We start from the raw sequence: 23,954 nt of genomic DNA, 5'->3' as shown, positions 1-23,954 counted from the left end.
TTCTCGAACTGGTCCGCAAGACGATTCCACCGCTCCACCCGGCAGGCATCCCCTTCGTCGCCGCCCCGCTCGCCGTCGCGGCGCTCGGCCGCAACCGCAAGTGGGTCCGTCGCGCCGGCCTCGTCTCGGCCGCCGCCACCGCAGGATTCTTCCGCCACCCCCACCGGGTGCCGCCCAACCGGGTCGGCGTCGTCGTGGCCCCGGCGGACGGCGAGGTGGCCCTCGTCGACACCGCGGTGCCGCCCGCCGAACTCGAGATGGGCACCGAGCCGCGGCCGCGGGTGAGCATCTTCCTGTCCGTGCTCGACGTGCACGTCCAGCGCAGCCCCGTCGGCGGCACCGTCACCAAGGTCGTGCACCGCCCCGGGCAGTTCCTCTCGGCCGACCTCGCCGATGCCAGCGAGGTCAACGAACGCAACAGCATGCTCCTCGAGACCCGCGACGGCGCCGACGTGGCCGTCGTCCAGATCGCCGGGCTGCTCGCCCGCCGCATCGTGTGCGACGCGAAGGCGGGCGACACGCTGCCGATCGGCGACACCTACGGCCTGATCCGCTTCGGTTCCCGTGTCGACACCTACCTGCCCCCGGGCAGCACCCTCCTCGTCGAACGCGGGCAGAAGACGATCGGCGCCGAGACCGTCATCGCCCAGCTGCCGTGAGCCCGTCCGCCGCCTCCCCGGCAGCCCCGGAACGCAAACGCCGCGGTCGCCCGCAGGCCGTGCGGCTGCTGCCGAGTGTCATCACGATCCTCGCGCTCTCCGCCGGCCTGTCCGCGGTGAAGTTCGCCCTCGACGGCCAGCTGGGCACCGCCCTCGGCATGATCGGCGCGGCAGCGGTGCTGGACTCCCTCGACGGGCGCATCGCCCGCCTGCTGGACGCCACGACCAAGATCGGCGCCGAGCTGGACTCGCTGTCCGACGCGGTGGCGTTCGGCGTGGCCCCGGCCCTCGTGCTGTACGTGACGCTGCTGGACGGCAGCCCGTTCGGCTGGATCATCTCCCTGCTGTACGCGGTCAGCATCGTCCTGCGCCTCGCCCGGTTCAACACCCTGCTCGAGGACGACACGGTGCCCGCGTACGCCCGCGAGTACTTCGTCGGCGTGCCGTCCCCCGCCGGCGCCCTCGTCGCCCTGGCGCCGGTCGCCGCGCACATCCAGTGGGGTGAGGGCTGGTGGGACTCCTACCCCGTCGTGGCCGCCTGGACGCTGCTCACCGCCGCCCTCGTCGTCAGTCAGATACCGACCCTGGCGATGAAGTCGGTGTCCGTGCCGCCCCGCTACGCGGTGATCCTCCTGGTACTCGTGGCGGTCGCGGCGGCCGCGCTGGTCACCTACCCGTACGTGCTCATGCTCGTCCTCATCGGCCTGTACCTGGCGCACATCCCGTTCGCGATCCGCTCCAAGCGCTGGGTGGCGGCGCGGCCGGAGACATGGAACATCAAGCCGTCCGAGCGGCGCGCCCTGCGCGCCGAGCACCGCGCCCTCAGGCCACGGCGGGTCGCGATCCGGCGCGCCCCGCAGCCCCGGCAGTCCGCCGCGCGACTCGGTCTGCGCCGCCCCCGCGGACGCTGACGACGCTCTAGGCTCGGCGGGGTGAGCAGCCCCGAACTCGCGTTGACCGTCCGCCTCAACACCTCCGCGGCCGATGCGCGCCGCGGCGTCGTCCGCGTGCACCCGGAGGTGCTCACCGCGCTGGGCCTGCGCGAATGGGACGCGATCGCGCTGATCGGGGGGCGCCGCACCGCGGCCGTCGCCGGCCTCGCCCCCGCCGGCACGCCGACCGGCACGATCCTGCTCGACGACGTGACGCTCTCCAACGTGGGGCTGCGCGAGGACGCCACCGTCCTCGTCGGCCCGGTCGTCGTCCACGGCGCCCGCACGGTCGCGGTCACCGGATCGGCACTCGCCACCCACACGATCGACGACGTCACCCTGCGCCAGGCACTGCTGGGCAAGGTCCTCACCGTCGGCGACGCGGTCTCGCTGCTGCCCCGCGATCTCGGACCGGGCACGAGCACCGCCCCCACCACGCGCACCCTGTCCCGCACGTTCGGGATCGCCTGGACCACGGAACTGCTCACCGTCACCGCCGTCGACCCCGCCGCACCGGTGAGCGTGCAACCGAACACCGCGGTGAGCTGGGGCACCACCCCGGCCGGGCGGGCCGTCGCCGGCCCCCGCCCGGCCGCCGCCCCGTCGGCCCGGCCCGCGATCCCCGCACCGCCGCCACCACCGGTGGAGGACCTGGTCGGCGTGCAGACCCAGGCCGGCAGGCTCACCGAGTGGCTGAAGCTGGCCCTCGACGAGCCCGAACTGCTGCGCACCCTCGGCGCCTCCCCCCACCTCGGAGTGCTGATCACCGGGCCCGCCGGCGTCGGCAAGGCCACCCTCGCCCGCGCAGTCCTCGCCGGCCGTCGCGTCGTCGAGCTCGACGGGCCGAGCGTGGGCGCCACTGCCGCCGACGATCGGCTGCGCCGCGTGACCACCGCCGTCGCCGACCTGGCCCCCGGCGGGGTCCTGCTCGTCACCGACATCGACGCCCTGCTGCCCGCCGACCCCGAACCGGTGTCGGCGCTGATCCTCGACCAGCTGCGCCGCGCCGTCGACACCGTCGGGGTCGCGCTCGTCGCGACCACGGCGCACCCCACCGAGGTGGACTCGCGGGTCCGCTCCCCCGAGATCTGCGACCGGGAACTGGCCCTGCCCCTGCCCGACGGCGCCACCCGTCGCGCCCTGCTCGACGTGCTGCTGCGCCGGGTGCCCACCGACACCCTCTCGCTCGACGCCGTCGCCGCCCGCGCGCCCGGCTTCGTCGTCGCCGACCTGGCCGCCCTGTGCCGGGAGGCGGCGCTGCGGGCGGCGGCGCGGGCGAGCCGCGACGACACCGAGCCGAGGCTCACTCAGGATGACCTGCTCGGTGCGCTCGAGGTGATCCGCCCGCTGTCGCGATCGGGCACCGAGGAGCTGGCCATCGGCAGCGTCACCCTCGACGACGTCGGCGACATGGTCGACACCAAACAGTCGCTCACGGAGGCGGTGCTGTGGCCGTTGCACCACCCCGACTCGTTCGCCCGCCTCGGCGTCGAGCCGCCGCGCGGTGTACTGCTCTACGGGCCACCGGGTTGCGGCAAGACCTTCCTGGTGCGCGCGCTGGCCAGCTCGGGACAGCTGAGCGTGCACGCCGTCAAGGGCGCCGAGCTGATGGACAAATGGGTGGGCGCCTCGGAGAAGGCTGTGCGGGAGCTGTTCCAGCGGGCCCGCAACTCCGCACCGGCGCTGGTGTTCCTCGACGAGATCGACGCGCTCGCCCCGCGCCGCGGGCAGAGCTCCGACTCCGGCGTCACCGACCGGGTGGTGGCCGCCCTGCTCACCGAACTCGACGGGGTCGAACCGCTGCGCGACGTCGTGGTGCTCGGCGCCACCAACCGGCCCGACCTGATCGATCCGGCCCTGCTGCGCCCCGGCCGGCTCGAGCGGCTGGTGTTCGTGCCGCCGCCGGACGCCGAGGCGCGCGCCGCGATCCTGCGCACCGCGGGCAAGTCGGTGCCGCTGGCCAACGATGTGGACCTCGGCGCCCTCGCCGCGGACCTCGACGGCTACTCCGCGGCGGACTGCTCGGCGCTCCTGCGGGAGGCCGCGCTCGCGGCGATGCGCCGCAGCGTCGACGCCGCGGCCGTCACCGCCGACGACGTCGCGGCGGCGCGGAAGGCGGTGCGCCCGTCGCTGGAGGCCGCGCAGGTCGAACACCTGCGGGCCTACGCCGAGGGGCGCTGACGATGCCGGCGGCGACGGTGCGGTTGGACGAGCCGGTCGCGGGTCTCGCGGCGTTGTGCGCGGGCGCCCTCGCCGGCTTCGCCGTAGCGGTGGACGGGGTGGCGCTCCCCGCCGCGACGGGCAGCGCCACCGGGCCGATCGTGTTCGCGGTGGCGGCGGTGCTGGCGGTCGCGGGCCTGCAACGCTCGGGGTCGCGCCGTACGGCGTGGTTGCTGGCGGCCGGCTGCACGGTGGTGCTGGGGACGGTGCGGTTCGCGGTACCTGCCGCCGACCCCGACACCCTCACCGTGCTGCCCCTGATCAGTGCGGGAGCCGCCGGGATCCTGCTCGGGGCGGCGGTCGCCGCGGCGTGGGGCGAACCGATCGGGCAGTGGGCGGTGGTCGTCGGGGCGTGGGCGGTGTTCCTGCTCGCCGGCCCGATGGGGACGTCCCTGCAGTCGTCGGCGCTGCCGTCGCCGCTGCAGTGGCCGCTCGCCGTCGCAGCCGGGGCCGTGGTGCTCGCCGCATTCGTCGCGGGGGCCGGGGCCCGGGTGCAGCGGCCGGAGGCGCGGCTGCCGATCGTCGCGGTCGGGGCGACGGCGGCGCTGACCGTCGGCATGCACGTGCTCGCCGGCTGGGTGGGCGAGCAGGCCACCTCGGCTGCGGCGTGGATGTGGCTGGCCGCCGCGGCCGTGCTCGCCGCGACGGTGCTCGGTGCGGAGGCCGTCGGCCGTTTCCTGCCCTTCGCAGACGGCCGGTTCCCCGTCGCCGCGATCGGGGCGACGGCCGCGGCGTACCCGCTGGTCGACGACCTGGCCGGGAGGGAGGTGTCCGCGTGGGTTCCCGCGGCCGGGGTGCTGGCGGTCGCGGCGGGAGCCGCGCTCGCGTGGCGGGTCCCGCGGGTCGAGCTGGGCCTGGGGGTGGCCCTGGTCGTCACGCTGACCGCGGCGCTGTGGCCCGACACCGCGGCGGACGGCCCGCAGTTGCTGGTGCGCGTGGCGCTGGTCGCCGCGGGCACCGGCCTGGCGCTGGGGGCGGCGCTGCCGGGTGCGGCACCGATCGCCGCGATGGGCCTGGTGCTGCCGGTCGCGGCCGCCACGGTGGCCGCGGTCTGGGCGCTACCCGCCGACCCGCGGCTGCTCACCGGTGCGCTGGCGGCGACGGGCGCGGTATGCGCGTGGCGCTGCCGGAGCTGACGTGGCCGGTCTCACTCGGCCCGGACGAGACCGAGGGCGTGCAGGTGCTCGAACACCAGCATCGAACCCGGCGCGACCTCGGGCAGGGCAGCGTACTCGGCGACGGTGAACCAGCCGAGTTCGGCGATCTCCGCCGCCGGGCGCGGTTCCCCGGCCAGCTCGGCCGTGAAGCAGGTCATGTGCAGGCGAGTGCCGACCGGATGGCCGAAGGCCTCGGCCTCGAAGATCCCGACCTCGGCGACGGTGCCGTCGACGAGGCCGACGCCGAGTTCCTCGCGGATCTCCCGGTGCAGGGCCTGCTCGGGGGTCTCGCCGGGATCGATCTTGCCGCCCGCCATGTAGAAGGCGGTCTTGCCGGCGGAACGGGTCTGCAACAGGCGTCCGTCGCGGACGTACGCGAGCGCGGCGGTACGGATCGGTCCGGTCTCGGGCATGGGGGCACTCTACGATGGGAATCGGACATCGGAGCGTCGGCGGCCGATTCGCAACCGTGCGAATGCTGCCGGTAAGCTGACACCGAATCCGATTTGTCCATTTGCAGAGCAGCACGTGCATCGGGATTTCCCGGGTCCGCGCGGCTCGGGCATCGCCCCCTGTGGGTGCTGCACAACACTTGCAAGCCTGTTACACCCCGCCGCCAGGCCCGACCCCGACGGAGTGCCTTTGCTCGCCATACTCATCGCCCACGCGGTCGCCGCTCTCGTTGCGCCGCCTCTGGTCAGAGTCATGGGGAGAAATGCGTTCCTACCGCTGGCGCTCGTGCCACTGGCGAGCCTCGGCTGGGTGATCGGCAACTGGGGCACGGAACGCACGCTGCACATCGCGTGGGCGCCGGGCCTGTCGATGAACATCGACATGCGCTTCGACTCCCTCGCGGCGATCATGTCGGCGCTGGTGCTGGGCATCGGCGCGCTCATCCTGCTCTACTGCGCCCGGTACTTCACCGACGACGAGCCCCGCCTGGGGATCTTCGCCGCCGAGATGGTCGCCTTCGCCGGCGCCATGTTCGGCCTGGTGACCAGCGACAACATGCTGGTCCTCTACACGTTCTGGGAACTGACCACCGTGCTGTCGTTCCTGCTGGTCGGCCACTACGCGGAGCGGGCGTCGAGCCGCCGCGCCGCCACCCAGGCCCTGCTCGTCACCACCGCGGGTGGCCTCGCGATGCTCGTCGGCATCATCGTGCTCGGGCAGCTGGTGGGCAGCTACAACCTCTCCGACGTGATCGCGGCCGCCCCGAGCGGCTGGCTGGCCGGGGTGGGCGTCGCCCTGGTGCTGGTCGGCGCCCTGTCGAAGTCCGCGGTGGTGCCGCTGCACTTCTGGCTGCCCGGCGCGATGGCAGCCCCGACCCCCGTCTCCGCGTACCTGCACGCCGCCGCGATGGTGAAGGCGGGCATCTATCTGGTGGCGCGGCTGGCTCCGGCGTTCGCCGATGCGGCGCCGTGGCGGCCCATCGTCGTCACCCTCGGCCTGGCGTCGATGCTGCTCGCCGGCTGGCGCGCGTTCCGGGCCTTCGACCTGAAGCTGATCCTGGCGTTCGGCACCGTCAGCCAGCTCGGTTTCCTCATCGCCCTGGTGGGGATCGGCAGCCGGGAGGCGGCGCTGGCCGGCATGGCCATGGTCGTGGCCCATGCGATGTTCAAGGCCTGCCTGTTCATGGTGGTCGGCATCGTCGACCACGGCGCCGGCACCCGCGACATCCGCAAGCTCGCGCACCTCGGGAAGCGGGCGCCGTTCCTCGCGGCCGTCGCGGCCGTCGCCGCGATGAGCATGGGCGGCCTGCCCGTGTTCATCGGGTTCGTCGGCAAGGAGGCCGCCCTCGAGGCCGTGCAGGTGACGACCCTGCTGAGCCCGTGGGCCCGGATCGCGGTACTCACCGCGATCGTCGCCGGGTCGATCCTCACCCTGGCGTACAGCATCCGGTTCGTGTGGGGCGCCTTCGGACGCAAGCAGCTCAAGCGCCCGAGTCCGGCCGTGCAGAACTTCCACGCCGCCGGCCCGCTGCTGCTGTTCTCCCCGACCGTCCTGGCCTTCGGCGGGTTGGCCGCCGGACTCGCGGCGCCGTGGCTCGACACGCTGCTGTCCCCCTACGCGGACACGCTGCCCAGCACCCTGGACAAGCCCTACCACCTCGCGCTGTGGCACGGCGTCGGCCTCCCCCTCGTGCTGACCGCCGTCGTCGTGGCCGGTGGCACCGCGCTGTACTTCGCCCACCGCGCGATCTCCCGCGTGAAGTTCGAGCGTCAGCTGTTCGGCAACGCCGACCGCATGTACGACGCGACGCTGCGCTTCATGGACACCGTGTCGATACGGCTGACCGGTTCCACCCAGCGGGGCTCGCTGCCGCTGACCCAGGGCATCATCCTGGTCACCCTGGTGGTGCTGCCCACCACGCTGCTGCTGGTGTTCGGCCCCGAGCGGGACATGGCGGTGCGGTGGTGGGACTCGTCCGTCCAGTTCGCGGCGGCGGCCATCATCATGTGCGGCGCCCTGGCCGCGACGGTGATGCGCAACCGCCTCGCCGGCGTGCTGCTCGTGGGCCTGACCGGCTACGGGTGCGGATTCCTGTTCGCCCTGCAGGGCGCCCCGGACCTCGCGCTCACGCAGTTCCTCGTCGAAACGCTGACCCTCGTCATCTTCGTGCTGGTGCTGCGCAAGCTCCCCGCCGAGTCCCGTCCCGAACACGTGGTGGGCCGGAAGCTGCCGCGCGCCCTGCTCGGCATCGCCGTCGGCGTCGCGGTCACGACGATCGGGGTGTTCGCCACGAACGCCCGCACCGCCGACCCGATCGCGCTGCTGCTGCCGGAGGCGGCCTACGAACTCGGCAACGGCAAGAACGTGGTCAACGTGCTGCTCGTCGACATCCGGGCGTGGGACACCCTCGGGGAGATCTCCGTGCTGCTCGTCGCGGCGACGGGTGTGGCGAGCCTGGTGTTCCGCACCCGCCGCTTCGGTTCGGCGCCGCGCGTCTCGGACGCCCCCGCGGCGCAGCTCGACGCGATGTCGTCGAGCACCGAGACGACGTGGCTGCGCGGCGGGGACCTCATCGACCCGCGGCACCGCTCGCTGGTCCTCGAGGTCACGACCCGCCTGGTGTTCCCGACGATGATGGTGCTGTCGGTCTACTTCTTCTTCGCCGGGCACAACGCGCCCGGCGGCGGCTTCGCCGGCGGCCTGATCGCGGGGCTTGCGCTGGTGCTGAGATATCTGGCCGGTGGCCGTTACGAGCTCGGCGAGGCGGTGCCCATCGACGCGGGCAAGATCCTCGGCCTGGGTCTGACGTTCTCGGCGGGGACCGCCCTGGTCTCCCTGTTCCTCGGTGCGCCGCCGCTGTCGTCGGCGACCGTCGAGATGACTCTGCCGCTGCTCGGCGACATCAAGCTCGTCACTGCACTGTTCTTCGACCTGGGGGTGTATCTGATCGTCGTCGGCTTGGTACTCGACGTGCTCCGCAGTCTCGGCGCGCGTCTCGATGCGGAGATCGTGGGTGAGAAGCGATGAGCGCGAATCTGACCATGCTCGCTCTGGTCGGGGTGCTGGTCGCCTCCGGGGTGTACCTGCTGCTCGAGCGCAGCATCATCAAGATGCTGCTGGGGTTGCTGCTGATCGGCAACGGCATCAACCTGCTGATCCTCACCCTCGCCGGGCCGGCCGGCGGCCCGCCCGTGGTCGGTGCCCGCAACGACCTGCACGAGAACATGGCCGACCCGCTGGCACAGGCGATGATCCTCACGGCGATCGTCATCACCATGGGCGTGGCCGGCTTCGTGCTGGCGCTCACGTACCGGTCGTTCACGCTCAGTGCCCGCGACGAGGTCGAGAACGACCCCGAGGACACCAAGGTGTCGCAGCGGCGCTCGCCCGCCGAGGCCCCCGACCGCGACCGTTCGGACGATCCGCTCACCGGCCTGCCGAGCCGCAGCGGCGACGCGTTCGACGCGGCCGGCAACCCGATCCCCCTGGAGGAACTCGTCAACCTGGAGGACCTCGAATCCTACGAGGACCTGCACGACGGCGACTTCGACGACGAGACGGATTCGGCCTACAGCGACGGTGAGACGGCCCGCGGGGACGACGCACCGTCCCGGGGAGGAAGGACCCGATGATCCTGTCCGCGACGGCGCTGACCCCGCTGCCCGTCCTCATCCCGATGCTGGCGGCGGCCGCGACGCTGATCCTCGGGCGCCGGCCCCGCGCTCAGCGGGCCGTGACCCTCGTTGCGCTCGTCGCCGTGCTGGTGGTGTCGGGCCTGCTGCTGTACCTCGCCGACCGGGACGGCATCGCGGTCGTGCAGGTCGGCGGATGGGACTCCCCCATCGGGATCTCCCTGGTGGTCGACCGGCTCGCGGCGCTGATGCTGGTGGTGTCGGCGATCGTGCTGCTCGCCGTCATGCTGTACGCGGTCGGACAGGGCATCCACGACGGCAACGACCAGCAGCCCGTGTCGATCTTCCTGCCGACGTACCTGGCACTGACCGCGGGCGTGTGCAACGCATTCCTCGCCGGCGACCTGTTCAACCTCTTCGTCGGGTTCGAGGTGCTGCTCGCGGCGTCGTTCGTGCTGCTCACCCTGGGGGCGAGCGCGGACCGGGTCCGCGCCGGCGTCTCCTACGTGATGGTCTCGATGGTCTCGTCGCTGATCTTCCTGGCCGGCATGGGGTTCGCGTACGCCGCCACCGGCACCCTGAACCTGGCGCAGATGGCGGTGCGGATGGACGACGTGCCGGAGGGCACCCGCGCCGCGATCTTCGGCGTGCTCCTCGTCGCGTTCGGCATCAAGGCGGCGGTGTTCCCGCTGTCGACGTGGCTGCCGGACTCGTACCCCACCGCCCCGGCGCCGGTCACCGCCGTGTTCGCCGGCCTGCTCACGAAGGTCGGCGTCTATGCCATCATCCGGGCGCACACGCTGCTGTTCCCGGGCGGCGAGCTCGACAACGTGCTCCTGGTGGCCGGCCTGCTGACGATGGTGATCGGCATCCTCGGCGCCATCGCCCAGAACGACATCAAGCGCCTGCTGTCGTTCACCCTCGTCAGCCACATCGGCTACATGGTGTTCGGGATCGCCCTCTCGACGCAGGCGGGGTTGTCCGGCGCCGTGTACTACGTCGCCCATCACATCCTGGTCCAGACGACGCTGTTCCTCGTGGTCGGCCTGATCGAGCGGCAGGCCGGCTCGGCGTCGCTGCGGCGGCTCGGCGGACTCGCCCTCGCCAGCCCGGTCCTCGCGATCGCGTTCCTCGTCCCGGCGCTGAACCTCGGGGGCATCCCCCCGTTCTCCGGGTTCATCGGGAAGGTGGCCCTGCTGCAGGCCGGCGCCGCCGACGGATCCGTCCTGGCGTGGGTGCTGGTTGCGGGCGGCACCGTCACGAGCCTCCTCACCCTGTACGTCGTCGCCCGGGTGTGGACCAAGGCCTTCTGGCGGGCCCGCGCCGACGCCCCCGAGGGCGGCCTCGCCGACGCCGCCCCGTCCGCGCTGATCGACGAATCCGGGATGGAGGTCGCCTTCTCGGACCGGGCCGACGTCGGGCGCATGCCCCCGGCGATGCTGGTTCCGACGATCGGTCTCGTCGTCGTCGGCCTGGCCCTGACCGTGTTCGCCGGCCCGCTCGTCGACATCAGCGACCGTGCCGCCGAGAACCTGCGGGATCGGTCCGTCTACATCGAAGCCGTGCTGGGAGGTCAGCCGTGACGAGCCGGTCGAATCTGCTCCGCCTGTTCGTCCTGGGCTGGATGACGCTGGTGTGGGTGCTGTTGTGGGGCACCTTCAGCGCCGCGAACCTGCTCGGCGGGATCGCCGTCGCGGTGATCGTCACAGTGATGCTGCCGCTGCCGCGGGTGCCCGTCGAGGGCCGCCTGCACGTGCTGTCCGCCGTGCGCCTGGCCGCCGTGATCTTCGTGGATACGATGAAGTCCACGGTCTCGGTCGGGTGGCTCGCGATCCGGCCGGCGCCGCCGCCGGTGACCGGTGTGCTGCGGTGCCGGCTCACCATCAAGTCCGACCTGGTGCTCACCCTGTGGGCGGACATCATGAACAACATCCCCGGCACGATGGTCCTCGAGATCGACCAGGCCCGCCGGATCGTCCACGTCCACGTCCTGGATGTGGGCACCGACCGGAAGGTCGCGGACTTCTACCGCTCCGCGCGGCGCATCGAACGCCTGCTGATCTCGACGTTCGAACGCAACAACGAATGGCAGCCCAGCCCCTGGGTCGTCCGGGAGGAGGCGTGATGACGGTGATACTGGCGCTCTCGGGCGCTCTGCTGGTGGTCGCGGCCGCGCTCATCACCTACCGGGTGCTGGCCGGCCCCACCTCGCTGGACCGGCTGATCGCCCTCGACGCACTGCTGGCCATCGCGATGTGCGGGCTCGCCGCGTGGGCGGTGCACAGCCGGGATACGACGATCGTGCCGGCCGTCGTCGCTCTGGCCCTCGTCGGATTCATCGGCTCGGTATCGGTGGCACGATTCCGGGTGCGTGACGACCAGTGACCACCGTGCTGGAACTCGTCGGCCACGTCCTCATCCTGAACGGCTCGGTCATCTCCCTCACCGCAGCGGTCGGCATCGTGCGCTTCCGCGACACCCTCTCGCGCATGCATCCGGCAACGAAACCGCAGGTGGTCGGCCTGCTGTTCGTGCTCGGCGGCGCGATGCTCATCCTGCGGGGCAACGTCGACATCTGGATGCTGGCGCTGGCGGGCATGTTCATGGTGCTGACCGCTCCCGTCATCGCCCACCGGGTGGGCCGGCTCGCCTACCGGGAGCAGCTCGGCCGCGACGGTCTGCTCAGCGGCGACGAGCAGTCGCCGGACGGGAGCTGACCGCATCCGGCCGGCGATCGCCGTCGGCCGCATGGAACGTGACGTGGAAGGCCACCGCCACCACCACCAGCGAACCGAGCAGGAGGGGCCCGGCGAGCGGTGCGTGCTCCGCCATGAGACCCGGCAGGTACCGGTAGGCCGCCAGCTGCGCGGCCAGCACCGCCGTGCCGCCCGCGACGAGGCGGATGCGGAACCAGCCCCAGCCGCGGTCCGGGTCGCGCAGCGCGGCCTCGAGCGTCAGGCACAGCACCGCGCCGGAGACGAGGTCCACGCCGTAGTGGTAGCCGAAGCCCAGCGTGGCGGCGAGGGTGCAGCCGAGCCACCCGGTGCCGAGCAGCCGCAGCCAACCGGGGCCGCCGCGGGTGTGCAGGAACAGCGCCAGCGCCCACGCGGTGTGCAGGCTCGGCATGCAGTTGCGCGGGGTGACCGCGTCGAACGGGATCGGCTGCGGGTCGGGATTCCACGGCACCGCAGCCGGCCAGAAGGTCCCCACCTGCCAGCCCGCGCCGTGGTCGCCGAACGCGAAGATCGGGCCCACCACCGGGAACAGCATGTAGACCAGCGGCCCCACCAGGCCGATGAGCAGGAAGGTGCGCACCAGGTGGTGTGCGGGCCAGGGGCGGCCGCCGCCGACGTTGCGGAGCTGGTACACGGCGACGACGATCGCCGCGACGGGCAGCTCGATGTACACCCAGTGCAGCACCGCGTACACGCCGGGCCCGAGCCATTCGAGAGCCCGGCCCGCCAGCCACGACGGATTGCCCAGGGCGTGGTCGGCGAGCTGGACGTACTCGTCGAGCACGTCCGGCCGGGTCCGTGCGGTCAGTTCGAGCCACGTGTCGCCGATCTTGACCGAGAGCACCAGCAGCACCCCGAGCGCGATGCCGCGCAGCGCACCGCGGCGCGGGCCGCCCTGCAACGCGACCGCGGCGTATCCGGCCAGCAGCACGAGCACGATCGTCGGCCCGTTCCCCACTGTCAGGGGGCCGCCGGTGAGGTACCGCTCGGCCGCGAACGCCCCGTCGAGCAGCACCGCGGCACCGACGGCTACGTACCGCAGGCGCGCGGTCAGGCCCACCATCGCCAGCGCGAGACCGGCCCACGGCACGGACGCCGACTTCGGGATCGCGACGACGTCGCCGACGAGTCCGGGGAGCGGCCCGGGGAACCCGCTGTACCGCGCGACCGCCTCGGCCACGAGGACACCGAGGATCGCGCCGGTCAGAGCGAGGGGAACGAACAGTTGCGGCACATGCGCCGGCTGCGCCTTCGGGCGCTCCACCCCTCGGATCGACACCGGTACATGGTAAACAGCGTGTGAACTGTGCGGGAACGGGGCCGATCGTTCAGGCGCGCAGTTCCTCCACCAGCGAGTCCACCACCGCGACGAGGTCGCCGCCGGTCTGCTCCGCGATCCGGCGCTGCCGCTGGTAGGAGGCTCCCCGCACGGGGATCTGCGCCACCTGGGCGAGTTCGTCCGCACAGCCGAGCCGCGCCGCCGTGGGAGTGAGCTGCTCGAGCAGGTCGTTCAGGTCGTCGGTGACGAGGCGCTCGTGGCACACCGGGTCGAGGATCACCTCGGCCTCGAGGCCGTAGCGGGCGGCGCGCCACTTGTTCTCCTTGACGTGCCACGGCTGCAGGGTGGGCAGCTGCTCGCCCCGCTCGAGCCGCTCGTCGTAGTACACGACGAGCGAGTGCACGAGGGCGACGAGGGCGGCCAGCTCGGCCTTGTTGGTGATGCCGTCGAAGACCCGGACCTCGATGGTGCCCCACCGCGGCGACGGGCGGATGTCCCAGTGCATGCCGCCCGGCTTCGTGATGACCCCGGACTTGAGCTGGTCCTCGATGAAGCTCTCGTACTGGGCCCAGCTCTCGAAGTGGTACGGCAGTCCGGCCGTCGGCAGCTGCTGGAACATCAGGGCACGGTTGCTCGCGTAGCCGGTGTCCACGCCCGCCCAGATCGGTGAGGAGGCCGACAGTGCCAGCATGTGCGGGTACTTCACCAGCAGCGCGTTGAGGATCGGGATGACCTTCTCCGCGGACGAGACACCGACGTGGACGTGCACGCCCCAGATGAGCATCTGCCGGCCCCACCAGCGGGTGCGCTCGATCATCTCGTCGTAGTCCGGGGACCGGGTGACGACCTGGTCGGTCCACTGCCCGAACGGATGGGTGCCGGCGCAGATCAGATCCACCCCCGCGGGATCGGCGGCGGTGCGCAGCAGGTCGAGGGATTCGGCCAGGTCGTCGACGGCCTCGGCGACGGTGTCGTGCACGTCGGTGACGAGTTCGACGGTGTTGCGGAGGAACTCCTTGGTGAGCCGCGGGGTCTGCCCGGCGCGCTGCTCGACCGCGTCGAAGACGACTGCGGCGGTGTTCGACAGGTCGCGCGTCTTCTTGTCCACCAGCGCGATCTCCCACTCGACGCCGAGAGTCGGGCGGGGTGAACCGGGAAACGGTACAGGCACGAATCGATCCAACCACAGGGCCCCGGCGACCGTCGCCGGTCGCCGGGGCCCTGCAAGTAGAGTTTCGGGAGGTGGCCGTCAGGAGACGACGCCGCAGGCGAGACGCTCGCCGCCGGCGGTTTCCTGGTGGACGACGACGGACGTGCCGTCCCCGCCCTGCAGGTCGTCGAGGGTGAACGCCTCGGTGGTGACGGTCAGCGATCCGGAGCCGCCCTCGCGCACCACGACCGCACCGAGGTCACCGCTCTCGGGGATGCTGGTGTTGCCGCCGGCCTGCAGGTGCCCGCCCGCGGACAGGAAGTTGCCGGGCTCGCCGCCGGTCGGGGCGGTGGAGTTGGTCTCGCACTTGCCGACCTCGTGGACGTGGACGCCGCGGTAGCCGACCGGCATGCCCTCGAGCTCGACGGTCGCCTCGACGCCTCCGTCGACCTCGGTGAAGGTGACCGTGCCGGCGGCCGCACCGGCCGGGGTCCGCAGCTCGGCGGAGTGCTCCGCGCCGCCGGTGCCGCCCGCCGCGCCCGTCGTGGCCTCCCCCGGGACAGCGCTGCCGCCGTGGGCCTCGTCGGCGCCCTCCGGCGCCGCGGAACCCGTCCACACCGGCGGGGTGGTGCCGGGGGTGTCGCTCGGCTCCTCGCTGTTCGAGCACGCGCTCAGGCCCACCGCAGCGATCGCGACGATCGGGGCCAGGGCACGCCAGGACATGCGACGGGTGGAACTCGAGGCCATCAAACCGCTCCTTCGAAGTGGCGAAAAGTCACCTGATCATAGCCGGGGGGCGGAAGCCCTCACGGCGAGGTGACGATGACGATGACGCCCGGCGACGAGTCCCGGATCCCGGCGAAGCGCGGCTGGGCCGTCACCCCCAGCGCCTCGGCCACCGCCTCCGCGGTCTGCCGCTCCCCCGGGCCCGTGCCGTAGTACACGGACGTGGTTTCGATCACGCCGTCGCTGTAGTTGCCCGTCTCCGCGACGGTGAATCCCTCGTCCTCGAGCAGGCCGGCCGTCTGGGCGGCCAGGCCCGAGACGTTGCTGTTGTTGAGCACCCGCACGGGGGCGGCGGCCCCCGCCGACGTGGTGGCGGAGACCGTCGTCGTGGCCGACGGAGCCGCACCGGGGGCGGTCGTCCTCGCCGACGTCGCGGCGAGCGGCGCCGACGTCGCGGACGTGGTCGCCGGCGCGGCCGCGGGCTCGGTCGTCGGCTCGGGAGCCGGGCTCTCGGAATCGGAGCCTCCGAGCGAGGCGAGACCGAGGCCGGCGAACAGGATGGCGAGAGAGATCAGCACCATCGCGAGCGCTCGCAGCGGCGGACCCGACGATTCCGAGGTTGTGCTCACGCTCTCGACCTTAGTTGCCGCGCCCGCCGGATCACCGTCGTACTCGTACTACTTGGTGATCTCGAAGCCGAGCCGGCGCGCGGCGCGGGCCTTCTGCCGGCTGGCCCGCAGCCGGCGCAACCGCTTGACGAGCATGGGGTCGGCCGCCAGCGCCTCCGGCCGGTCCACCAGCGCGTTGAGGACCTGGTAGTAGCGGGTCGCGGACAGACCGAAGAGTTCCTTGATCGCCTCTTCCTTGGCACCGGCGTACTTCCACCACTGCCGCTCGAAGGCGAGGATGTCGCGCTCCCGGCGAGAGAGACCGTCCGTGCCGGCCTCGTCCGGGCCGGCCGCGGGGTGGTTGTTCTCGGCGTGGTTGTTCTCGGCGTGGTTGCTCCGGTCGGAAACCTGCTCGGATACGTTACCGATTTGCGCTGCTGCGCCGTCCATCTCACTCCTCGACTGCCTCGAATCACGCCGAGCTCCGATCGGACCCGGGTGTTTCCGAGGGCAATTCAACCACGGTGGTACGACAGGTACCGGCTCAACGGACAGGCGAGTCCTGCCCACTATCCTCTTGCACCATGGCAATACTTCCGATCCGGATCGTCGGTGACCCCGTCCTGCATCACCCGACGAAACCGGTCACCCAGTCGCCGGCCGAGCTGGCCCAGCTGATCGCCGACATGTACGAGACGATGGATGCGGCGAACGGCGTCGGTCTCGCCGCCAACCAGGTCGGTGTCGACCTGCGGCTGTTCGTCTACGACTGCCCCGACCTGGACGAGGCCGGCAACGTGGTCCGCCGCCGCGGCGAGGTGATCAACCCGGTGCTCGAGACGTCGGAGATCCCGGAGACGATGCCCGACCCCGACGACGACGTCGAGGGGTGCCTGTCGGTCCCCGGCGAGCAGTTCCCCACCGGGCGCGCCGAGTGGGCGAAGGTCACCGGCACCGACGCCGAGGGCAACCCGATCGAGATCGAGGGCCACGGCTTCTTCGCCCGGATGCTGCAGCACGAGGTCGGCCACCTCGACGGCTACCTGTACGTCGACAAGCTCATCGGACGCAACGCCCGCGCCGCCAAGAAGACGATCAAGCGGGCGGGGTGGGGCGTGCCCGGCCTCAGCTGGGTGCCCGGGACGGTCGAGGACCCGTTCGGCCACGACGACGACGAGGACTGACGCGCCGGTGACGACCGAGCAGTCCGTACCCGTCGGCACCCGGGTGGTGCTGCGCTACCGGCTGCCCGCCGGCTACAGCCACCCGATGACCGACGTGATCGGCGAGCTGGTCTCCCTCGAACCGGCCGTGGTGGTGCGCACCGCCGGCGGCCGCCTCGTGCAGGTCGCGCCCGAGGCCGTGGTCGCGCTCAAGGCCCTCGGTGCCCGGCCGATCCGCACCGGTGAGATCCGCGCCCTCGAGAACGCCGCGGCCGCCGCCTGGCCCGGGCTGGAACAGGGCTGGATCGACGGCTGGCTCCTGCGGGCCGGCGCCGGCTTCACCGGCCGCGCGAATTCCGCCACCCCGCTCGGCGACCCGGGCACGGTCGCCGACCCCCTCGATCCGGACGTGCACGCCCGGATGCGCGAGTGGTTCGCGGTCCGCGGCCTGCCGCTGCGGCTCCTGCTGCCGGACCGGCTCGCCCGGCTCCCGCACGGGTGGGCACCGAGCGACGAGGTGCAGGTGCTGGCCGCCGACCTCGACAACGTGCCGCTGCCCGGCGTCGCCACCCCCGTGACCGTGAGCGCCGGCCCGGACCCCGGGTGGCTGTCGCTGTACCGCTACCGCGGCGCGCCGATGCCTGCCGAAGGCCGGGCGGTCGTCGAGTCCGTCCTGGGCGGCGTCCTGGGCTTCGGCCGCATCGGCGGCGACACGGAGACCCTGGCGATCGCCCGGGCCGCGGTCACCGACGCCCCCGACGGCCGCCGCTGGGTGGGCCTGACCGCCGTCGAGGTGGCCGCCGCGCACCGCCGGAACGGCCTCGGCACGCTCGTGTGCGGGGCCCTGCTGCAGTGGGGTCGCGACCACGGCGCCACCCACGCATACCTGCAGGTCGCGGCGGGGAACACCGCCGCCCGGGGCCTGTACCGGGCGCTCGGATTCGTCGAGCACCACCGCTACCGGTACGCCACGGAACCTGTCGGTCCGCTCGCCTAGAGTGGGGACGTGCGTCTTGCTACCTGGAACGTGAACTCCGTCCGTGCCCGTACCGACCGGATCCTCGACTGGCTGCAGCGGACGGGCACCGATGTGCTCGCCATGCAGGAGACCAAGTGCAAGGACGAGCAGTTCCCGTACGAGCGGTTCGAAGAACTCGGCTACCGGGTGGCACACGTGGGGCTCTCCCAGTGGAACGGCGTCGCCATCGCCTCCCGCATCGGTCTCGACGACGTGCAGGTCGGGTTCGAGGACCAGCCCGGGTTCACCAAGGACCCGGACGCCGACCCGGCACAGGAGGCCCGGGCGATCGGCGCGACGTGCGGCGGCGTGCGGGTGTGGAGCCTGTACGTGCCCAACGGGCGTGAGCTGGCCGATCCCCACTACGTCTACAAGCTCGAGTGGCTGGCGAAGCTGCGGGCCGACGCACAGGCCTGGCTCGCCGCCGACCCGCAGAAGCAGATCGCGCTCGTCGGTGACTGGAACATCGCTCCCACCGACGAGGACGTGTGGGATCCGGCGTTCTTCGAGGGCCGGACGCACACGTCGGAGCCGGAGCGGGAGGCGTTCCGCGCCTTCCTCGACGGCGGCTTCACCGACGTGGTGCGCCCGCACGCCCCGGGCCCGGGTGTGTACACCTACTGGGACTACACCCAGCTGCGCTTCCCGAAGCGCCAGGGCATGCGCATCGACTTCGTCCTCGGCTCCCCCGCGCTCGCGGCGCGGGTCTCCGGCGCGGAGATCGACCGCAACGAGCGCAAGGGCAAGGGCGCGAGCGACCACGCGCCCGTCGTCGTCGACCTCGCCGACTGAGGCGACCCGGTCACGGCGGGGCGGAATCCGCGCGTCAGCGACGGCCGGCGGTCGGCTCGAGCGGCAGGACGACGTCCCGGTACTCGGGGTGGGCGGTGAGGAACCGTTGCACGTAGGTGCACACGGGCCGGACCCGCCAGCCACGCTGACGCGCGAGATCCAGGGAGTGGCCCACGAGCACCCCCGCGAGCCCACGGTGCCCGAAGTCCTCGACGATGACGGTGTGCAGGAAATCGACGACGGGATGGTTGCGCCCGGGCACGCCCGAGGGACGATCCGTGTCGAAATACCCGAGGATCCCGACAAGATCCCCGTTGAGGCGTAGCTCGAAGCGGTTCTGATCCTTGTTGTCGGTCACCTCGGTACGCGGCGAGTTGACGAGCATGATCCCCTCCGTGGTGCCGTAACCGAACTGTGACCTACGCCACTATAGAGCATGCAGGGTGTATCCGCCGAGACGTAGGCGGCAAATATCTGCCCTGCCCCCGGCACGGTGCTGCCCTGCCCCCGGCACGGTGCTGCCCTGCCCCGGCACGGTGCTGCCCTGCCACCCCCCGCGCGGTGCCGTCCTGCCCCCGGCACGGTGCTGCGCTATGGTGGCACCGCACATCGCAACCACACGGGAGCTCGCACCAGCGGGCTGAGAGGACGGCTCGGGGCCGTCGACCGTAGAACCTGACCGGGTAATTCCGGCGTAGGGAGATCATCTCGTGAGCACAGCTGTATCCGGCTCGTCCGCGTCCGGCGCGGGCGCCGTCACCACCGGCCCCATCGAGGGCAGCACCAAGCACTACGTCGCCGTGCCCGGGGAACCGGGGATGTCGGTCCCGGTACGCCGGGTCCACCTGACCACCGGCGAGCACCACGACCTGTACGACACGTCCGGGCCGTACACCGAGTCCGACGTCGTGGTCGACCTGGCCGCGGGCCTGCCGGCACTGCGGGCCGGGTGGCCGCGGCACCCGGGCACGCAGCTCGCCGCCGCCCGTGCGGGCGTCGTCACCCCGGAGATGCGCTATTGCGCCGCCCGGGAGGGCGTACCCGCCGAGACGGTCCGCGCCGAGGTCGCCGCCGGCCGGGCCGTGATCCCGGCGAACCACCGCCACCCCGAGCTCGAGCCGATGGTCATCGGCAAGGCGTTCGGGGTGAAGGTCAACGCGAACATCGGCAACAGCGCGGTGACCTCCTCGATCGCCGAGGAGGTCGACAAGATGGTGTGGGCGACCCGGTGGGGGGCCGACACCGTCATGGACCTGTCCACCGGCCCGCGCATCCACGAGACCCGCGAGTGGATCCTGCGCAACTCGCCGGTGCCCGTCGGCACGGTGCCGATCTACCAGGCCGTCGAGCAGGCCGGTGGCGATCCGGCCGCGCTGACCTGGGAGATGTACCGCGACACCGTGATCGAACAGTGCGAGCAGGGCGTCGACTACATGACCGTCCACGCCGGGGTGCTGCTGCGGCACATCCCGCTCACCGCGCACCGGGTGACCGGCATCGTCTCGCGCGGCGGCGCCATCATGGCCGCATGGTGCCTGGCGCACCATCGGGAGTCGTTCCTGTACACACACTTCGCCGAGCTGTGCGAGATCCTGCAGCGCTACGACGTGACGATCTCCCTCGGCGACGGCCTGCGTCCCGGCTCCGTCGCCGACGCCAACGACGCCGCCCAGTTCGCCGAGCTGCGCACGCTCGGGGAACTCACCCGCGTCGCGAAGTCGCACGGCGTCCAGGTGCTGATCGAGGGTCCCGGACACGTGCCGATGCACCTGATCGAGGAGAACGTGCGGCTCGAGGAGGAGCTGTGCGAGGAGGCCCCCTTCTACACCCTCGGGCCGCTCACCACCGACATCGCTCCCGCCTACGACCACATCACCTCGGCGATCGGCGCCGCGATGATCGCCCGGGCCGGCACCGCGATGCTCTGCTACGTCACGCCGAAGGAGCACCTGGGCCTGCCCGATCGGGACGACGTCAAGACCGGGGTGATCGCGTACAGGATCGCCGCCCACGCGGCGGATCTCGCCAAGGGCCACCCGCGCGCCCGGGAACGCGACGACGCGCTCTCCCGCGCCCGGTTCGAGTTCCGGTGGCACGACCAGTTCGCGTTGTCCCTCGACCCGGACACCGCCCGCGCGTTCCACGACGAGACGCTGCCGGCGGAGCCGGCCAAGAAGGCCCACTTCTGCTCGATGTGCGGCCCGAAGTTCTGCTCGATGCGGATCTCCGCGGACGTGCGGGCCGGGCTGGCCGGCAAGGCCGCCGAATTCGCCGGCGCGGGTGGCCAGGTCTACGTCCCGATCGAATCGGTAGGGTCGCAGCCGTGAAGCTGCTGCCCCTGGCCCCGAAGGGCCGAACCCCGGTCCGTGCCCTCACCATCGCCGGAACCGACTCGGGTGGCGGGGCCGGCATCCAGGCCGACTCGCGCACCATGGCGATGTGCGGCGTGCACGCCTGCGTCGCCGTCGCGGCCGTGACCGTGCAGAACTCCGTGGGCGTCAGCGGCTTTCACGAGATCCCGCCCGAGACGGTGGCCGCGCAGGTGCGGTGCGTGGTGGAGGACATCGGGGTCTCGGGCGCCAAGACCGGCATGCTCGCCTCCACCGGGATCATCGAGGCGGTCGCCGCGGTGTGCGCGGAGGTCGGCATCGGCCGCGATCGGCCGGTGCCGCTCGTGGTCGACCCGGTGTGCGCGTCGATGCACGGCGATCCCCTGCTGCACGCGGAGGCTCTCGACGCGGTGCGGCACACCCTGATACCGCAGGCCACGGTGGTCACGCCGAACCTCGACGAGGTGCGGCTGATCACCGGCATCGAGGTGGTCGACGACGCCTCCGCGCGACGCGCCGCCGAGGCGCTGCACGGCCTCGGCGCGCAGTGGGCGATCGTCAAGGGCGGGCACCTGCGCACCTCCGACGTCAGCACCGACCTGCTGTTCGACGGGGACCGGTTCCTCGAGTTCACCAGCCCCCGCATCGACACCGGCAACGATCACGGCGGCGGCGACACGCTCGCCGCGGCGATCGCGTCGGCCCTCGCCCACGGGTGGTCGGTGCCCGAGGCCGTGGAGTTCGGCAAGGAGTGGGTCACCCGGTGCCTGGAGTGGTCGTACGACCTCGGCGCCGGGCACGGCCCGGTCAACCCCCTGTGGCGACTGCAGTCCTGATCCGCCAGATCCCGAGTTCGGGCGGTACACCCTTGGGGGCCGACGCGAACAGCCCGCGCCGGTGCGGGCGCACCTCGAGGCCGAGCGTGTCGACGGCACCGGCCGGCAGTGCGTCGAGCGTCGCGGAGGACACCACCACGTGCCCGTTCCCGGCGAGCTCCATCATGCGGGCCGCGACGGTGACGTCGACGCCCAGCCAGTCGCTGCCGATCCGCCGGGGCCGACCGGTGTGCGCGCCGACCCGGATCCGCGGCCGGTAGCCGTCCGCGGTCACCGCCGTCAGGGCGGCGCGGGCCGCGAAGATCGCGTCCAGCGCCCGTTCCGGCCGGTCGAACACCACCATCAGACCGTCGCCGAGCCGCTTGACGACGGTGCCGCCGCGGTCCGTGAACGCCGGCTCCAGCGTCCGGGCGACGCGCCGCAGCAGGTCGAGGGTGGCGACGTCGCCCGCGGCGAGGGACCACGTCGAGAACCCCACGAGGTCGGTGAAGACCACGGTGACCTCCCGGTCGCCGCGGCCGGCGCCGGCGCGTTCGAGCAGCGCCTGCCAGGCCTGCAGCACGCCGAATCCGAGTTCGTGCACCGCGCTCGGTTCGTCGACGTCGCGCCACCGTCCGGCCAGCCGGGCGACGGCCTGCGGCCCGCTGGTCCCGGCGGTGGACAGCGGATCGCCGAACCCGGGATCGCCGGGGAGCGCGCGTCGCAGCCGCCGGGCCAGCCGGACCAGCTCGGGCCGCCGGTCCACGGCCGAGAACCGGTCCGCGAGGCGACGACCGAAGCCCGGGGCCGGCGTCTCATCCATCGGAGCGGACCTCGGCGCGCTGCGGCCCGACGGGAACCCCGTCCGGTCCCGTGACGGTCCGCGCATACGTGCCCACCCCGTACCCGACGGCCGAGGCGGCGACGGCGAGCGCGGCCCGGTCGATGTTGGCGAGCGTGTCCTGCGGGCTGTGGTAGTTCGGGTCGAACGGCGCGTCGCCGGTGCCGCCCCACTTGCCCGCCTGCTCCGGGGTCTTGCGGTCGTCGGCACCTGAGAACACGCCCCCGGAGGGGATGCCCGCGTCGACGAACGGCCCGTAGTCGGAGCGGCCGTCGAAGTCGGTGCCGTCCGCGGCGACGCCCCGCGACGTCAGGTAGCCCAGGAAGGTGCGCTCGATGCCGGCCGAGCCTTCCGGTCCCGGTCCGGCGCCCACCGCGTCGGAGTCGTCGCCGTCGTAGACGAGGTAGCCGGGATTCGGCGACCCGAGCATGTCGAAGTTCAGGTACAGGGCGATGTCCTCGCGGGCGGCGTCGTCCAGGGAGGCCACATAGTCGGTGGAGCCGACCAGCCCGACCTCCTCGGCGCCCCAGAACGCGAACCGCACCGCGTTGGTGACACCCGGGTCGCTGCCGAGCTGCAGGGCCGTCTCGAGCACCGCGGCGACGCCGGTGCCGTTGTCGTTGATGCCCGGTCCCTCCGGGACGCTGTCGAGGTGGGCGCCGACGACGACCACGTCGTCGGTCGAGCCCGTGGTGGTCTGCGCGAGCACGTTGCGCGAGCGCACGCTGTCGACGCGGGTGTCGAGGACGAGGGTCACCGTGGTGGGTGCGGCGGCGAGCGCGCGGCCGTCGGCGCCGCTGATCCCCGCGGCGGGCACGAGGTCGTTGCCCTCCTCGCCGAGGGTGGCGCCGGCGAGCGCACCGTCCTCGTTGTTGGCGACGAGGAGCGCCGCCGCACCGCGTTCGGCCGCGACCTGCTGCTTGACGAAGAACGGGCACACCCCGCGCGTGACGAGCACGACGGCGCCGGAGACGTCGAGACCGTCGTAGTCGGAGGCCTCGCACCCGGGCGTGTCGTCGGCGGGCACCGGCACGAGCCGGGCGGTGAGTCCGTCCGGACCGGTGGACGGCGAGAACTCGAGGGCCCGGACCGGCACCGGCGCGCCGGCGACGGTCAGGGTCTCGGTCTCCACGTCGAAACTGCGGACGTCGAACTCCGGGGTCTGCACGTCGAATCCCGCGTCGCGCAACCGGCCGGCGACGTAGTCGACGCTCGCGTCGTAGCCGGCGGTGCCCACGGCGCGGTTGCCGTCGTGCTCGGTGGCGATGCGTTCGAGTTCCGTGAGGTGGCCGACCACCGCGTCGATTCCCACGGCCCCCGCCAGCGCGGCCGGGTCCACCGGCGGCGGCGCCAGCGGCTCGTCCGAACATGCCGCCACCAGCAGCACGATCGCCGCGACGGCGCCCCCGGCCCGTACCCGCGCTCCCCGGTTCATCCGCCGAGA

At 72.5% G+C, this 23,954-nt stretch carries 24 protein-coding genes; 15 read left to right on the top strand and 9 right to left on the bottom strand.

Annotated features, from left to right (window positions below):
- The 4 genes from G6039_RS19405 to G6039_RS19390 form a co-directional block, all read left to right on the top strand.
- A partial coding sequence (locus G6039_RS19405; RefSeq protein WP_206531177.1) for a phosphatidylserine decarboxylase occupies nt 1-659 on the top strand: 659 nt, incomplete at its 5' end.
- Complete coding sequence (locus G6039_RS19400) at nt 656-1,570, top strand: CDP-alcohol phosphatidyltransferase family protein (RefSeq protein ID WP_006932417.1); 915 nt, start codon at nt 656-658, stop codon at nt 1,568-1,570. The genes G6039_RS19405 and G6039_RS19400, both read left to right, overlap by 4 nt.
- A gap of 21 nt (nt 1,571-1,591) precedes the next feature.
- Nucleotides 1,592-3,772 (top strand): AAA family ATPase, encoded by a 2,181-nt coding sequence (locus tag G6039_RS19395; protein ID WP_029545319.1) that lies wholly within the window; start codon nt 1,592-1,594, stop codon nt 3,770-3,772.
- Between the two features lie 2 nt (nt 3,773-3,774).
- The gene (locus G6039_RS19390) at nt 3,775-4,947 is read left to right on the top strand and encodes a hypothetical protein (protein WP_029545322.1); all 1,173 of its coding nucleotides are present in this window, start codon (nt 3,775-3,777) and stop codon (nt 4,945-4,947) included.
- Nucleotides 4,948-4,958: 11 nt separating this feature from the next.
- Here G6039_RS19390 and G6039_RS19385 read toward each other — a convergent pair whose 3' ends face one another.
- Nucleotides 4,959-5,381 carry an NUDIX hydrolase gene (locus G6039_RS19385; protein ID WP_006932425.1) on the bottom strand — a complete coding sequence of 141 codons (423 nt, stop codon included), beginning with the start codon at nt 5,379-5,381 and terminating at the stop codon, nt 4,959-4,961.
- A gap of 229 nt (nt 5,382-5,610) precedes the next feature.
- Here G6039_RS19385 and G6039_RS19380 point away from each other — a divergent pair, with 229 nt between their 5' ends.
- Genes G6039_RS19380 through G6039_RS19355 form a run of 6 tightly spaced genes read left to right on the top strand, consistent with a single transcriptional unit; the run spans nt 5,611 to nt 11,770 of the window.
- The gene (locus tag G6039_RS19380) at nt 5,611-8,448 is read left to right on the top strand and encodes a Na+/H+ antiporter subunit A (protein WP_029545324.1); all 2,838 of its coding nucleotides are present in this window, start codon (nt 5,611-5,613) and stop codon (nt 8,446-8,448) included.
- Nucleotides 8,445-9,053 (top strand): Na(+)/H(+) antiporter subunit C, encoded by a 609-nt coding sequence (locus G6039_RS19375; protein WP_006932433.1) that lies wholly within the window; start codon nt 8,445-8,447, stop codon nt 9,051-9,053. The genes G6039_RS19380 and G6039_RS19375 overlap by 4 nt, the downstream gene beginning before the upstream one ends.
- Nucleotides 9,050-10,636: a Na+/H+ antiporter subunit D gene (locus tag G6039_RS19370; protein ID WP_006932434.1), complete on the top strand. Its 1,587-nt coding sequence runs from the start codon at nt 9,050-9,052 to the stop codon at nt 10,634-10,636. Before G6039_RS19375 ends, G6039_RS19370 begins: the two co-directional genes overlap by 4 nt.
- 41 nt (nt 10,637-10,677) lie before the next feature.
- A complete protein-coding gene (locus G6039_RS19365) occupies nt 10,678-11,178 on the top strand; it encodes a Na+/H+ antiporter subunit E (RefSeq protein WP_044475672.1) in 501 nt (166 codons plus the stop codon).
- Nucleotides 11,178-11,438 carry a monovalent cation/H+ antiporter complex subunit F gene (locus tag G6039_RS19360; RefSeq protein ID WP_006932436.1) on the top strand — a complete coding sequence of 87 codons (261 nt, stop codon included), beginning with the start codon at nt 11,178-11,180 and terminating at the stop codon, nt 11,436-11,438. The genes G6039_RS19365 and G6039_RS19360 overlap by 1 nt, the downstream gene beginning before the upstream one ends.
- The gene (locus G6039_RS19355; protein ID WP_043803346.1) at nt 11,435-11,770 is read left to right on the top strand and encodes a monovalent cation/H(+) antiporter subunit G; all 336 of its coding nucleotides are present in this window, start codon (nt 11,435-11,437) and stop codon (nt 11,768-11,770) included. Before G6039_RS19360 ends, G6039_RS19355 begins: the two co-directional genes overlap by 4 nt.
- Here the strand turns inward: G6039_RS19355 and G6039_RS19350 are convergent.
- The 5 genes from G6039_RS19350 to G6039_RS19330 all read right to left on the bottom strand — a co-directional run bounded on the left by G6039_RS19350 (nt 11,736) and on the right by G6039_RS19330 (nt 16,001).
- Nucleotides 11,736-13,052, bottom strand: coding sequence for a phosphatase PAP2 family protein (locus tag G6039_RS19350; RefSeq protein WP_029545326.1), 1,317 nt, complete (start codon nt 13,050-13,052; stop codon nt 11,736-11,738). The two genes, G6039_RS19355 and G6039_RS19350, sit on opposite strands and share 35 nt — an antisense overlap.
- A gap of 64 nt (nt 13,053-13,116) precedes the next feature.
- Entirely contained in the window at nt 13,117-14,238 is a 1,122-nt protein-coding gene (locus G6039_RS19345; protein WP_006932439.1) for a glutamate--cysteine ligase, read from the bottom strand.
- 78 nt (nt 14,239-14,316) lie between these two features.
- The gene (locus tag G6039_RS19340; protein WP_029545328.1) at nt 14,317-14,964 is read right to left on the bottom strand and encodes a superoxide dismutase family protein; all 648 of its coding nucleotides are present in this window, start codon (nt 14,962-14,964) and stop codon (nt 14,317-14,319) included.
- Nucleotides 14,965-15,023: 59 nt separating this feature from the next.
- Nucleotides 15,024-15,572, bottom strand: a complete 549-nt coding sequence (locus G6039_RS19335) for a LytR C-terminal domain-containing protein (protein ID WP_006938242.1) — start codon at nt 15,570-15,572, stop codon at nt 15,024-15,026.
- Between the two features lie 48 nt (nt 15,573-15,620).
- Nucleotides 15,621-16,001 carry a DUF3263 domain-containing protein gene (locus G6039_RS19330; RefSeq protein WP_029545332.1) on the bottom strand — a complete coding sequence of 127 codons (381 nt, stop codon included), beginning with the start codon at nt 15,999-16,001 and terminating at the stop codon, nt 15,621-15,623.
- 134 nt (nt 16,002-16,135) lie between these two features.
- On the opposite strand from G6039_RS19330, the gene G6039_RS19325 reads away from it, so the two are divergent.
- Genes G6039_RS19325 through G6039_RS19315 form a run of 3 tightly spaced genes read left to right on the top strand, consistent with a single transcriptional unit; the run spans nt 16,136 to nt 18,524 of the window.
- Complete coding sequence (locus G6039_RS19325; RefSeq protein ID WP_006938238.1) at nt 16,136-16,735, top strand: peptide deformylase; 600 nt, start codon at nt 16,136-16,138, stop codon at nt 16,733-16,735.
- A 7-nt stretch (nt 16,736-16,742) separates the two neighbouring features.
- Nucleotides 16,743-17,711, top strand: coding sequence for an N-acetylglutamate synthase, CG3035 family (locus G6039_RS19320; RefSeq protein ID WP_029545334.1), 969 nt, complete (start codon nt 16,743-16,745; stop codon nt 17,709-17,711).
- A gap of 9 nt (nt 17,712-17,720) precedes the next feature.
- The gene (locus tag G6039_RS19315) at nt 17,721-18,524 is read left to right on the top strand and encodes an exodeoxyribonuclease III (RefSeq protein ID WP_029545336.1); all 804 of its coding nucleotides are present in this window, start codon (nt 17,721-17,723) and stop codon (nt 18,522-18,524) included.
- Between the two features lie 34 nt (nt 18,525-18,558).
- Here G6039_RS19315 and G6039_RS19310 read toward each other — a convergent pair whose 3' ends face one another.
- Nucleotides 18,559-18,909, bottom strand: coding sequence for a GNAT family N-acetyltransferase (locus G6039_RS19310; RefSeq protein WP_029545338.1), 351 nt, complete (start codon nt 18,907-18,909; stop codon nt 18,559-18,561).
- A gap of 325 nt (nt 18,910-19,234) precedes the next feature.
- Here G6039_RS19310 and thiC point away from each other — a divergent pair, with 325 nt between their 5' ends.
- A complete protein-coding gene (gene thiC, locus G6039_RS19305; RefSeq protein ID WP_006938227.1) occupies nt 19,235-20,851 on the top strand; it encodes a phosphomethylpyrimidine synthase ThiC in 1,617 nt (538 codons plus the stop codon).
- Nucleotides 20,848-21,690: a bifunctional hydroxymethylpyrimidine kinase/phosphomethylpyrimidine kinase gene (gene thiD, locus G6039_RS19300; protein ID WP_006938226.1), complete on the top strand. Its 843-nt coding sequence runs from the start codon at nt 20,848-20,850 to the stop codon at nt 21,688-21,690. The genes thiC and thiD overlap by 4 nt, the downstream gene beginning before the upstream one ends.
- Here the strand turns inward: thiD and G6039_RS19295 are convergent.
- Together G6039_RS19295 and G6039_RS19290 are read right to left on the bottom strand one after the other, a co-directional pair.
- Nucleotides 21,662-22,492 carry an adenylate/guanylate cyclase domain-containing protein gene (locus G6039_RS19295; protein ID WP_029545340.1) on the bottom strand — a complete coding sequence of 277 codons (831 nt, stop codon included), beginning with the start codon at nt 22,490-22,492 and terminating at the stop codon, nt 21,662-21,664. The genes thiD and G6039_RS19295 overlap by 29 nt on opposite strands.
- A complete protein-coding gene (locus tag G6039_RS19290; RefSeq protein ID WP_196813337.1) occupies nt 22,485-23,945 on the bottom strand; it encodes a M28 family peptidase in 1,461 nt (486 codons plus the stop codon). Before G6039_RS19290 ends, G6039_RS19295 begins: the two co-directional genes overlap by 8 nt.
- Nucleotides 23,946-23,954 lie beyond the last annotated feature (9 nt).

Origin of the sequence: Rhodococcus aetherivorans (assembly GCF_011058165.1) — a bacterium.
In the GTDB taxonomy this organism is placed as follows: Bacteria; Actinomycetota; Actinomycetes; order Mycobacteriales; family Mycobacteriaceae; genus Rhodococcus; species Rhodococcus aetherivorans.
This window is presented reverse-complemented; position numbering and strand designations above follow the sequence as displayed.